At 42.9% G+C, this 12,714-nt stretch carries 14 protein-coding genes; all 14 read right to left on the bottom strand.

Going from position 1 to position 12,714, the window contains the following annotated elements; translation table 11 throughout:
* Positions 1–534: 534 nt before the first annotated feature.
* Entirely contained in the window at positions 535–675 is a 141-nt protein-coding gene (gene ykgO / locus EAE93_RS22705; RefSeq protein ID WP_012776225.1) for a type B 50S ribosomal protein L36, read from the bottom strand.
* 18 nt (positions 676–693) lie between these two features.
* Complete coding sequence (locus EAE93_RS22700; protein WP_036814814.1) at positions 694–948, bottom strand: type B 50S ribosomal protein L31; 255 nt, start codon at positions 946–948, stop codon at positions 694–696.
* A 148-nt stretch (positions 949–1,096) separates the two neighbouring features.
* Positions 1,097–2,926: a glutamine--fructose-6-phosphate transaminase (isomerizing) gene (gene glmS, locus EAE93_RS22695; RefSeq protein WP_214040611.1), complete on the bottom strand. Its 1,830-nt coding sequence runs from the start codon at positions 2,924–2,926 to the stop codon at positions 1,097–1,099.
* A 107-nt stretch (positions 2,927–3,033) separates the two neighbouring features.
* The gene (gene glmU, locus EAE93_RS22690) at positions 3,034–4,407 is read right to left on the bottom strand and encodes a bifunctional UDP-N-acetylglucosamine diphosphorylase/glucosamine-1-phosphate N-acetyltransferase GlmU (protein WP_214040610.1); all 1,374 of its coding nucleotides are present in this window, start codon (positions 4,405–4,407) and stop codon (positions 3,034–3,036) included.
* A 129-nt stretch (positions 4,408–4,536) separates the two neighbouring features.
* Positions 4,537–4,959 carry a F0F1 ATP synthase subunit epsilon gene (locus EAE93_RS22685; protein WP_011144452.1) on the bottom strand — a complete coding sequence of 141 codons (423 nt, stop codon included), beginning with the start codon at positions 4,957–4,959 and terminating at the stop codon, positions 4,537–4,539.
* A 21-nt stretch (positions 4,960–4,980) separates the two neighbouring features.
* On the bottom strand, positions 4,981–6,363 hold the full coding sequence (atpD, locus tag EAE93_RS22680) for a F0F1 ATP synthase subunit beta (RefSeq protein WP_011144453.1): 1,383 nt from the start codon (positions 6,361–6,363) through the stop codon (positions 4,981–4,983).
* Between the two features lie 34 nt (positions 6,364–6,397).
* The gene (atpG, locus tag EAE93_RS22675) at positions 6,398–7,261 is read right to left on the bottom strand and encodes a F0F1 ATP synthase subunit gamma (RefSeq protein ID WP_036814819.1); all 864 of its coding nucleotides are present in this window, start codon (positions 7,259–7,261) and stop codon (positions 6,398–6,400) included.
* A gap of 58 nt (positions 7,262–7,319) precedes the next feature.
* Entirely contained in the window at positions 7,320–8,861 is a 1,542-nt protein-coding gene (gene atpA / locus EAE93_RS22670; RefSeq protein WP_036814820.1) for a F0F1 ATP synthase subunit alpha, read from the bottom strand.
* A gap of 14 nt (positions 8,862–8,875) precedes the next feature.
* Entirely contained in the window at positions 8,876–9,409 is a 534-nt protein-coding gene (gene atpH / locus EAE93_RS22665; RefSeq protein ID WP_036782026.1) for a F0F1 ATP synthase subunit delta, read from the bottom strand.
* A 12-nt stretch (positions 9,410–9,421) separates the two neighbouring features.
* Positions 9,422–9,892 carry a F0F1 ATP synthase subunit B gene (atpF, locus tag EAE93_RS22660; RefSeq protein ID WP_036782028.1) on the bottom strand — a complete coding sequence of 157 codons (471 nt, stop codon included), beginning with the start codon at positions 9,890–9,892 and terminating at the stop codon, positions 9,422–9,424.
* Between the two features lie 58 nt (positions 9,893–9,950).
* Positions 9,951–10,190 carry a F0F1 ATP synthase subunit C gene (gene atpE, locus EAE93_RS22655; protein WP_000429386.1) on the bottom strand — a complete coding sequence of 80 codons (240 nt, stop codon included), beginning with the start codon at positions 10,188–10,190 and terminating at the stop codon, positions 9,951–9,953.
* Between the two features lie 53 nt (positions 10,191–10,243).
* Positions 10,244–11,068 (bottom strand): F0F1 ATP synthase subunit A, encoded by an 825-nt coding sequence (atpB, locus tag EAE93_RS22650; RefSeq protein ID WP_105397418.1) that lies wholly within the window; start codon positions 11,066–11,068, stop codon positions 10,244–10,246.
* Positions 11,069–11,098: 30 nt separating this feature from the next.
* Positions 11,099–11,476: a F0F1 ATP synthase subunit I gene (gene atpI, locus EAE93_RS22645; protein WP_036814862.1), complete on the bottom strand. Its 378-nt coding sequence runs from the start codon at positions 11,474–11,476 to the stop codon at positions 11,099–11,101.
* 610 nt (positions 11,477–12,086) lie between these two features.
* A complete protein-coding gene (rsmG, locus tag EAE93_RS22640; RefSeq protein WP_214040609.1) occupies positions 12,087–12,707 on the bottom strand; it encodes a 16S rRNA (guanine(527)-N(7))-methyltransferase RsmG in 621 nt (206 codons plus the stop codon).
* Positions 12,708–12,714: the final 7 nt, after the last annotated feature.

Below are 12,714 nucleotides of genomic sequence, written 5' to 3'. Positions count from 1 at the left end.
AAACAGCCTGTCCATGAAAAATATCCTGAGACGTAATATTGATATCCTCAGTCAGAACTTTGCCATTTACTTTTCGACTATTCGGTACTGCTCCCTGAGCCAAATTCACCGTTTCCATCAAACCAAGATTTTTTAAAACTCACTTATCGGTGAAATTTCCGAAAGAATAGTTTCGTATTGGTACTAAGCGGGACTATATATGCCGAAAATTGGCTATATTCGGGTGTTAATAAATGACCAGAACTGTGGCTTATGAAAAAATGTGTTGATAAGAGTAAATTATGAACTATTTTGCAGGATAAATTTGTAGTAAAAATAACTAATTGAAGGTTTAATTTTATGCCATACAACAAGCACTAATGAGGTTTCATTTTGCATAAAATATAAATTTAATTTATCTTAAAATTAATTACGTTAACTTCATTCCCAAACAAAGTTTAGGTCAGTTATTTTCAAGATAATCAGAAGTAAAATTAAATATGGACAATAAACCCGCAGTTATAAGCTGCGAGTTCTACCATTATCAATTGAGCATCAGCGCTTCTTTTTCTTTCCCTGAACCGCCTTAAAACGTGGATTAGATTTACAAATAACATATAATCGACCACGACGACTTACGATTTTGCAATCTGGGTGGCGAGTTTTTGCTGTTTTAAGTGAACTTAACACCTGCATTTTTATAATCTCTCAATATTATTTATTACCAATAAAACGCCCGAATTTTTTCTGGAATCGCGCAGTACTGCCTTCCTGAGATAAAATTTTCTGCTTACCCGTATAGAAAGGGTGTGATTCCGATGACACATCAACAGTGACATATGGATACTCCTCCCCATTCAAGGTAATTGTCCGTTCTGTGCGAATCGTAGAGCCAATTGTGAAATAAGCATTAGCACTGGTATCGTGAAATACAACTACCCGGTAGTTTGGATGGATATCTGGTTTCATAATTTCGCCACAATGTAATAATATAACATTACAATAGCGTGATTTATTTTTATCGGCAAGAAAATAATGATAAATTTTCTCAGTTCAAAAAAAAGCCTCTGTATTTTTAATGTACAGAGGCTTATTTGAACTTCTTATTATAAAACGATTATTCTACGGTCACTGATTTAGCCAAATTACGAGGCTGATCAACATCAGTTCCTTTAATCAGAGCAACATGATAGGAAAGCAGTTGCAGTGGCACGGTATAAAATATTGGTGCAGTCAACTCTTCAACATGTGGCAACGGAATAATCTTCATTCCTTCACTATCGGTAAAACCCGCGTCCTGATCAGCAAACACATATAGCAATCCACCACGGGCACGGACTTCTTCGATATTAGATTTCAGTTTTTCTAGCAGTTCATTGTTAGGCGCTACAATGATAACCGGCATATCCGCATCAATCAGTGCCAGTGGTCCATGTTTTAATTCACCAGCAGCATAAGCCTCAGCATGAATATAAGAAATCTCTTTTAATTTCAGAGCGCCTTCAACCGCAATCGGATATTGATCACCACGGCCAAGGAACAAAGCATGGTGTTTGTCAGAAAAATCTTCCGCCAACGCTTCGATAATTTTATCCTTCGACAGCATACTTTCGATGCGGCTTGGCAGTGCATGTAATGCATGGACAATTTCTTGCTCCTGCTCTGTATCAACACCTTTCAAGCGTCCAAGGTAGGCCACCAGCATCAGCAATACTGTCAGCTGAGTTGTAAACGCCTTAGTTGAAGCAACGCCAATTTCTGCACCGGCTTTGGTCATCAGAGCAAAATCAGACTCACGTACTAAAGAAGAACCCGCTACGTTACAGACAGTCAATGATGTGAGATATCCAAGTTCTTTGGATAAACGCAGCGCTGCTAATGTATCTGCGGTTTCACCCGATTGAGACAAGGTGATCAGTAAGCTTCCTGAACGGCGTGCTGATTTGCGGTAACGGAATTCAGAAGCAATTTCCACATCACAAGGAATATCTGCCAATGCTTCAAACCAATAACGGGAAACCATACCTGCGTTATAGGATGTACCACAAGCAACTATCTGAATATGCTCTACTTGAGATAATAATTTAGCTGCGTTAGGACCAAGTTCAGATAGATCTACCTGCCCATGACTCAAGCGTCTTTCCAGAGTGCTTTTAATCGCCATTGGCTGTTCATAGATCTCTTTTTGCATGTAATGACGGTAGACACCTTTGTCACCAGCATCATATTGGACATTGGATTCTATCTGTTCCCGTTCAACCGGTTTACCCTGAGCATTGAAAATGCGCACAGTACGACGAGTTACTTCAGCAATATCCCCTTCCTCAAGGAAGATAAAACGACGAGTAACAGGCAATAGCGCCAACTGATCAGACGCCAGAAAGTTTTCTCCAACACCCAAGCCTATAACCAAAGGACTACCCGATCTTGCAGCAATTATTGTTCCAGGATCACGGCTATCCATGATGACTGCACCATAGGCACCTCGCAGCCGAGGAATAACTCGTTGAATAGCTTCTAACAAAGTACCACCCTGTTTTTGTTCCCAATGAACAAGGTGGGCAATAACTTCTGTATCAGTATCCGAGATAAATTGATAACCGAGTTCAATTAATTGAACTCGCAACTCTTCATAGTTTTCAATAATACCGTTGTGAACAACGGCAATATAATCAGATATATGCGGGTGAGCATTTTTCTCGTTTGGTTCACCGTGTGTAGCCCAGCGGGTATGAGCAATACCTGTCCCACCAAGGACCGGCTGCTTATCAACTTTATCAGCAAGTACTTGTACCTTGCCGACTTCTCGCAGACGGAGCATATTTTTTTCGTTATCAACAACCACCAAGCCGGCGGAGTCGTAACCACGGTATTCCAAACGACGCAATCCTTCAATCAGGATTTCTGCAATATCTCGTTGTGCTACTGCACCAACAATTCCACACATCAGTTTTATTCCTAAAAATAGGGCTGATGAAAGCCCTTTATATGTCAAGAGCCTGATTGTTTTCCGGTTTTTCCGGTCCCCGAGCCTGTAGAGTGGGGATTATTATTTTATTTTTTTTCCTTCACAGGGCGTTTCCACCCCTGAATATGCGTTTGTTTAGTTCTACTTACTACCAGTTCATTTTCAGCTATGTTTTTTGTCACTGTTGTTCCTGCTCCGATTGTAGCGCCTTTAGCAACAGTCACCGGAGCAACAAGCTGAGTATCAGAACCAACAAAAACATCGTCACCAATAATGGTTTTAAATTTATTAGCACCGTCATAGTTACAGGTAATAGTACCTGCACCAATATTTACATTACGACCAATGTCTGCGTCGCCAAGATAAGTCAAATGTCCAGCTTTAGAACCTTTACCCAGATAAGATTTCTTCATCTCAACGAAATTCCCTACATGGGCTTTTTCAGCGAGTTTAGAACCGGGACGCAAACGTGCAAAAGGCCCAACAGTACAACCCATCTCCATTTCAGAATCTTCAACTATTGTATAGGGGCTAATAATAGAATCATCACCAATGATGCAATTCTTCAACACACAACCGGTACCAATCTGTACGTTATTACCAAGGGTTACATTACCCTCAATAATGACATTAGTATTAATAACCACATCACGGCCATGAATTAATGTGCCACGTAAATCAAAACGGGCAGGATCCAACAACATAACGCCCGCTAGTAATAATTGTTCCGCTTGCTCAGATTGATAAATCCGTTCAAGAGCAGAAAGTTGAAGGCGGTTATTTACACCTTCCATTTCACTCAAGCGAGTTGGATGCACCACTTCAATTTTCCTACCTTCTTTATAAGCTAACGCAATCACATCAGTAAGGTAATATTCACCCTGAACATTGTTGTTATCCAATTGGGACAACCAACGTTTTAAATCACCACCATTAGCAACCAGAATTCCTGTATTTATTTCATTGATTTTACGTTGATCTTCAGTCGCGTCTTTTTGCTCAATGATGCCAGTTACTTCCCCGTTTTCACGAACAATACGACCATAACCCGTTGGATTATCCAAAATTGCTGTTAATAAACCTATACCACCCTCAGGTTTAACCGCTAGTAAGCGTTCAAGGGTATCTGTACCAATAAGAGGTACGTCGCCATACAATATTAAAATATCTTCATCATCAGCGAAATGTGGTGCTGCCTGCTGCATCGCATGGCCAGTTCCTAATTGCTCTGCTTGTAATACCCAATTCAGTGTCTGATTAGAAAGGGTTTGCTTCATCAGGTCACCACCATGTCCATAAACTAGGTGAACATTTTTAGCGCCCAATGCCATTGCAGTATCAATCACATGCTGAACCATCGGTTTACCGGCCAGCAAGTGCAGAACTTTAGGGAGATCAGAGTACATGCGAGTTCCTTTACCTGCGGCAAGGATTACAACACTTTTTGCACTGTTAGACATAAGAAACCTGATAGCTCCAATTTAAGATAAAAAAAGTAAACCTGTTTGCGAGATAAATTACTACATATTTCGCAATACAAAAAAGCCAGTTAGTTTTCACCAACTGGCTTTTTTATTTAACCGCCTGTATTACATCGCTTTTTTTGTCAGTTCGATTACACGAAGTTTTGCAATCGCTTTAGACAATTCAGCAGATGCCTGAGCATAGTCAACATCACCGTGAGAATTACGGATGTGTTCTTCAGCTTTACGCTTAGATTCCAACGCCTTAGCTTCATCCAAATCTTTACCACGGATCGCAGTGTCAGCCAGTACGATAACGCCGCTCGGTTGTACCTCAAGGATACCCCCAGAAAGGTAAATGACCTCTTCTTCACCGAACTGCTTAACAATACGTACCATGCCAGGTTTTATGGCAGTCAGTAGCGGAGCATGCCCTGGATAAATACCCAGTTCACCTTCACTACCTGTCACCTGAATTTTCTGTACCAAACCTTCAAACATCCGGCTTTCAGCACTGACAACATTCAGATGGTAAGTCATTGCAGCCATGTCAACCTCCGGTCAGCCGTATTAAAGTTTCTTCGCTTTTTCCACAGCTTCTTCGATGGTACCTACCATGTAGAATGCCTGTTCTGGTAGGTGGTCATAGTCGCCGTCTAAGATACCTTTAAAGCCACGGATAGTATCTTTCAGGGAAACGAACTTACCTGGTGAACCAGTAAAGACTTCCGCAACGAAGAACGGCTGAGACAGGAAGCGCTGGATCTTACGAGCACGCGCAACTACCAGCTTATCGTCTTCTGACAGTTCATCCATACCTAGGATAGCGATAATATCTTTCAGCTCCTGATAACGTTGCAGGATAGATTGAACGCCACGAGCAACATTATAGTGCTCTTGACCAACAACCAATGGATCGAGCTGACGACTGGTCGAATCCAACGGATCAACCGCAGGGTAAATACCCAAAGAAGCGATCTGGCGGCTAAGTACTACGGTCGCGTCCAAGTGGGCGAAAGTCGTCGCCGGAGATGGGTCAGTTAAGTCATCCGCAGGTACATAAACAGCCTGTACGGAGGTAATAGAGCCGGTTTTGGTAGAAGTAATACGTTCTTGCAGAACACCCATTTCTTCCGCCAGAGTTGGCTGATAACCTACCGCTGATGGCATACGACCAAGCAGTGCGGATACTTCAGTACCTGCCAAAGTATAACGATAGATGTTATCAACAAATAGCAGAACATCGCGGCCTTCATCACGGAACTTTTCAGCCATTGTCAGACCAGTCAACGCAACACGTAGACGGTTTCCTGGCGGCTCGTTCATCTGACCATATACCAGAGATACTTTATCCAGTACGTTAGAGTCCGTCATTTCGTGGTAGAAGTCGTTACCTTCACGGGTACGCTCACCTACACCGGCAAATACAGAGTAACCCGAATGCTCAATCGCAATGTTACGGATCAACTCCATCATGTTTACGGTTTTACCTACACCCGCACCACCAAACAGACCAACTTTACCACCCTTAGCGAATGGGCAAATTAGGTCCATTACCTTAATACCGGTTTCCAGTAGTTCTTGAGAGTTAGATAACTCTTCATAGCTTGGAGCCGGACGATGAATAGCCCAACGCTCTTCTTCACCGATATCGCCTTTCATGTCGATTGGTTCACCCAACACGTTCATGATACGGCCCAATGTCGCTTTACCAACCGGAACTTCAATTGGGTGGCCTAAATCAGTGACACTTAAACCACGGCTTAAGCCATCAGAAGTACCCATTGCAATACAACGAACAACGCCGCCGCCCAACTGCTGCTGAACTTCCAGCACCAGCTTAGCTTCGCCGTTTTGAACCTCAAGAGCATCGTATACTTTTGGTACGGTATCTTGAGGGAATTCGACGTCCACCACGGCGCCGATTACCTGGATAATCTTTCCAGTAGCCATCTTGAATCCTCTACGTAATTCATAAACCTAGCTGTTAAACCGCGGAAGCACCCGAGACAATCTCGGTCAGCTCCTGAGTTATGCTGGCCTGACGAGCTTTGTTATAAACCAACTGCAACTCTTTGATCAGGCTGCCACCATTATCAGTTGCGGCTTTCATCGCCACCATTCGTGCGGCCTGTTCACTAGCCAGGTTTTCAACGACGCCCTGATAAACCTGCGATTCTACATAACGACGCAGCAGTATATCCAGCAACGCCTTAGGATCAGGTTCGTATAAATAATCCCAGGATTTCTTCTTCAGTGTCTCATCATCTCCGGCTGGCAGAGGCAATAACTGAGTAATAGTCGGTTCCTGGGACATTGTATTGATGAACTTGTTTGTCACCACATACAATTTATCCAGACGCCCCTCATCGTATGCCCGCAGCATGATATTCACTGGACCGATCAATTCGGATAGTGAAGGGTTATCTCCCATGCCTGTTACCTGAGCAACAACGTTGCCCCCAACAGAAGCAAAGAAAGAGGTAGCCTTAGAGCCGATAAGCGCCAGATCACACTGGACACCTTTATCAGACCAGTCTTTCATTTCTGAAAGCAGTTTTTTGAACAGATTAGTGTTCAAACCACCGCACAAGCCACGATCGGTAGAAACAACCAGATACCCAACACGTTTGGTTTCACGTTCTTCAAGGTATGGATGTTTATATTCCAGATTACCTAACGCAAGGTGACCAATCACATTGCGTATGGTTTCTGCATAAGGACGGCTGGCCGCCATGCGATCCTGCGTTTTACGCATTTTGGACGCAGCAACCATCTCCATCGCTTTAGTGATTTTTTGCGTGTTTTGCACGCTGGCGATCTTGGTACGTATCTCTTTTGCGCCGGCCATTCCTGATTCTCCTCATTAACCAGACGGCCCATGTTTAATTAAACCGGGCCGAATAGTGTTACCAGGACTGAGTTGCCTTGAAGGAATCCAGCAGAGCTTTTAGCTTTGCTTCGATCTCTTCATTGTAACCACCAGACTGGTCAATCTCTTTTAGAAGATCAGCATGTTCACGGTTGGCATATGCAAGCAACGCAGATTCGAAATCAATAACCTTAGCAATTTCGATATCTTCCAGATAACCACGTTCCGCAGAAAACAGAGACAATGACTGCTGTGCAACAGACATTGGCGCATACTGTTTCTGTTTCAGCAATTCAGTTACTTTTTGACCATGATCCAACTGCTTACGGGTTGCATCATCAAGGTCAGAAGCAAACTGAGAAAACGCTGCCAGTTCGCGATATTGAGCCAGAGCAGTACGAATGCCCCCAGACAATTTCTTAACGATTTTAGTCTGAGCAGCACCACCCACACGGGATACGGAAATCCCTGGGTTAACTGCTGGACGAATACCCGCATTGAACAAACTAGATTCCAAGAAAATCTGACCATCAGTAATTGAAATAACGTTTGTCGGTACGAATGCTGATACGTCGCCTGCCTGAGTTTCAATGATAGGCAGGGCCGTCAGAGAACCGGTTTTACCTTTCACTTCACCATTGGTGAATTTTTCCACATATTCAGCGTTAACACGTGCCGCACGTTCCAGCAAACGAGAGTGCAGATAGAAAACGTCACCTGGGAATGCTTCACGTCCTGGCGGACGACGGAGCAACAGAGAAATTTGACGATAAGCTACAGCCTGCTTAGACAAATCATCGTAAACAATCAGCGCATCTTCACCGCGATCACGGAAGTATTCGCCCATTGCACAACCCGAATATGGCGCCAGGTATTGTAATGCCGCAGATTCTGAAGCAGTCGCAACAACCACAATAGTATTGGCAAGAGCACCATGTTCCTCTAATTTACGAACAACGTTCGCAATAGTAGAAGCTTTCTGACCAACTGCAACATAAACACATTTTATGCCTGAGTCACGCTGGTTAATGATTGCGTCAATAGCCAGTGCTGTTTTACCCGTCTGACGGTCACCGATAATCAGTTCACGTTGACCACGACCGATAGGGATCATTGCGTCAACGGATTTATAACCAGTTTGTACCGGCTGATCAACAGATTGACGGTCGATAACACCTGGAGCGATCATTTCAACAGCAGAGAAACCATCATGCTCAACAGGGCCTTTACCATCAATTGGCTCACCCAGCGTGTTTACTACACGACCAAGCAGACCACGACCAACAGGTACTTCAAGAATACGGCCAGTACACTTAACCTTCATGCCTTCTGCTAAGTCAGCATACGGCCCCATCACAACCGCACCTACGGAGTCACGCTCCAAGTTCAATGCGATTGCATAACGATTGCCAGGCAGTGCGATCATCTCACCCTGCATAACTTCGGCTAAACCGTGAATACGAATGATACCGTCGTTAACGGATACAATCGTACCTTCATTGTGAGCTTCACTCACTACATTGAACTGAGCAATGCGCTGCTTGATCAGTTCGCTGATTTCGGTGGAATTCAGTTGCATATGCTCCAGTCCCCTTAAGACTGCAAGACGTCTGTTAAGCGATCTAAACGGCCACGAATACTACCATCGATCACCAAATCACCTGCGCGGACAACCACACCAGCAATAACAGACTTATCAATTTTGCAATTCAGCTTAACTTTGCGTGACAGACGTTTTTCCATCGCTACAGCAATTTTAGTCAGCTGTTGTTCTCTCAGTTCGGCGGCAGAAATTACTTCAACATCAACGGTTGATTCAAGTGATGCACGCAATTGAATAAATTGCTGCAAAACTTCCGGTAACGCCAGTAAGCGACCGTTCTCTGCCATAACACGAATAAAGTTCTGAGCATGTTCATCGACCTGTTCACCGCAAATTGCGATAAAGGTATTAGCTAATGTTTCCGATGCCAATGAACCGGAAAGCAGCTCGCCAACTTGCTCATTACGAGTCACTTCAGCCGTGAACGCCAGCATATTCTGCCATTGTTCAAGCGATTGTTTTTCCACAGCAAAGTCAAAAGCTGCTTTGGCGTAGGGGCGAGCTACAGTAGCGAATTCAGACATGCCCCTCCCTCCTTACAGTTCAGCGACCAGTTTATCAACGATGTCGCTATTAGCAGCTTCATCCACGGAACGTTCGATGATTTTCTCGGCACCTGCGATAGCCAACATAGCGACCTGCTTACGCAACTCTTCCCGAGCACGCTTACGTTCGGCATCAATTTCTGCCTGAGCTTGCGTTACGATTCTGTTACGTTCCTGCTCAGCTTCCGCTTTTGCATCATCAAGGATCTGGGCTTTTTGTTTATTAGCCTGTTCAATGATGACCTGAGCTTCCGCTTTCGCTTTCTTCATTTGGTCGGTCGCATTGGCTTGCGCTAAGTCCAGGTCCTTTTTGGCACGTTCTGCAGAAGATAAACCGTCAGCAATTTCTTTTTGACGTTTTTCTATGGCCGCCATGATCGGTGGCCATACGAACTTCATACAGAACATAACAAACAAGACAAACGCAATGGCCTGGCCGAGGATTGTTGCATTAATATTCACAGCACAATACCTCTTTTAAAATTAATGAGTTGACGTAGTTTCAGATTATTTCCACAAACTACGCGACAGCAAACATTACGTACAAGCCAAGGCCCACAGCAATCATTGGGATGGCGTCAACCAGACCCATAACGATAAAGAACTGTGTACGCAGAAGAGGGATTAAATCTGGCTGACGAGCAGCGCCTTCCAAAAATTTACCTCCGAGGATGCCGATACCGATCGCAGCACCGATTGCCGCTAGGCCCATCATTACAGCGGCAGCCATGTACAGCAGATCCATATTCAGGTTTTCCATGACAGTCTCCAATTTGTTTCAGTTAAAACACAGTTAGTTATTGTGGTAAAAAATTAATGTTCTTCAGATGCCATCGACAGATAAACAATCGTCAGAACCATGAAAATAAAGGCTTGTAACGTAATAATCAGTATGTGGAAAATAGCCCAAGGCAGGCTGAGTAACCACTGCGACCACCACGGTAACAGACCAGCTATAAGAATAAAGATCAATTCACCCGCATACATGTTACCAAACAGTCGCAGACCGAGTGATACCGGTTTTGAAAGCAGGCTAACTCCTTCCAGAATTAAGTTAATTGGAATAAACAGTGGATGATTAAAAGGCTGTAAAGTCAGCTCCTTTGTAAAACCACCAATCCCTTTCATCTTAATGCTGTAGTAGAGGATGAGGACAAAGACACCAATAGCCATCGACAAGGTAATACTGACATCTGCTGTTGGCACGACACGCAGAGCCGGTAAACCAAAGAAATGTTCACCGATATAAGGGAGAAAATCGATTGGCAATAAGTCCATCACGTTCATTAATAACACCCAAACGAACACTGTCAGTGCCAAAGGGGCAATAACTTTGCTCTTCCCGTGATACATATCACGAACGCTGTTATCAACAAAACCCATGATCAATTCTATAGCAGTCTGAAGTTTGCCAGGTACGCCACTGGTGGCATTAACCGCAACCTTTCTGAATACATACAGAAATAAAATCCCTAATACGACTGAGAAAAAAAGCGAGTCAATGTTCAACGTCCAGAACGTTGCAGAACCACCAGAGTTGGGATCGACCAACTCAAAGGTACGTAGGTCCAACTGAAGGTTATTCAGGTGGTGGCCTATGTAGTCCCTTGCAGTTGAAACTTCTCCTGATGCAGACATGATGCCTCTTACCCTTTTATTGTTGAAAACCTAACCGTTTATCACAGCAGGTGCGATGATTTGCACAATCAGCACCGCTAAATAAGTTAAACCTAGTGGTGCAAACGCCGCTTTAAACACGCCTAAAGCAACAACCAGCACAGCTATTGTAATAATAACTTTCAACCCTTCGCCAACAGCGAAAGACCATGCAATACGTACAGGAACCTCTTCTTCTTTTGCTTTTTGAAAACTGGCAAACAGCATGAATATGGCATTAGGTAACCAACATGCTAACCCACCAGCAAAAGCAGAAGCGCCCCATTCTATACTTTTGGTACAAAAAGCCACACTGAGAACAACAAAAGTCATTAACTGCAAAAAAAGCAGCTTCAGTGCAATTTTACCGCTGTAAAGGGATACAGACATGACTTTTGTTTTCTCCCCTTGCACGTCTTGCATATCAGGTTTTGCTAAATGTTGTATAAAACTGCCTTTGCTTAAGAGTGTCAAGTGACAAAAACGTGCAAATTATACGGGCCGCCAAAATGAATTCAATCCATAAGTAGTGAAAAGGTGAACAATTATTTAAATTTTTTATTTTGGCGCCAGATTGCAAGCTAATGATTGTGCTGATTTCTTGTTTTTTATAATTTCATACATTTCGGACTTAAATGTGATTTAAATCACATATTTTTTTCGTTTGTTAATTATCTTTAACATTCACAGGTGATAAAAATAAAACAAATTAATAATAAAATCAATTCGTTAATTTAATTTCATATAAAAGAGTGATTATATTATTGATTTAAATCACCCAGTTAACTTCTGGCTAGTTTAAAAAAGTGAATCTGATGAAAAAATGCTTTATTTGATTTTAAAAGGTTCAACTATCTTAATATCAAGATAACGTTATTTTTGTGTAATAACTCGGTAAATTAAAGCTGAAACGAGGTAAACCATAATTAACGATGCTGATTACAGTATAATTGTGCTCAACATCACTAATTATTTATAACTTTATTGACAAATAACAAAATCAGTTTGATTTAAGGATAACCAAATGACGTTGCCCTTCCAGTTCAGGAACATCTAATTTAATAACCGAATCAACGGAAATTCCAAAAGGCAACATAGTCAGTTCTTCTTCTGGAAGCACACCTTTAAGTGCATAGAAACGCCCGTGAATAAGCTCTGGCAAATGACTGCACCAAGAGACCATATCTTGTAACGAAGCAAAAGCACGGCTTACTACGCCATCAAAAGGAGGCTCAGAAGAATACGCTTCAACTCTACTTTGTACTGGTTCGATATTTACCAAACCAAGTTCATGCTGAACCTGACGCAAAAATCTCACCCTTTTACCTAAACTATCCAGCAATGTGAAGTGAGAATCAGGACAAACGATAGCTAACGGGATACCAGGCAATCCCGGGCCTGTTCCCACATCGATAAAACGATGACCTTGCAGATAAGGACTGACAACAATGCTGTCCATGATATGACGTACCAGCATTTGCTCCGGCTCACGTACTGATGTGAGATTGTAAGCCTTATTCCACTTATTGAGCATATCAACATAGGCTACAAGCTGCTGTTTCTGCTGTAGTGATAACTCTATTCCCGCTTTGGTCAGTAACAATTCTAGTTTGTTAAGCACAATTAAA

It is taken from the genome of Photorhabdus akhurstii, from assembly GCF_018448925.1.
GTDB classification, from domain to species: domain Bacteria; phylum Pseudomonadota; class Gammaproteobacteria; order Enterobacterales; family Enterobacteriaceae; genus Photorhabdus; species Photorhabdus akhurstii.
This window is presented reverse-complemented; position numbering and strand designations above follow the sequence as displayed.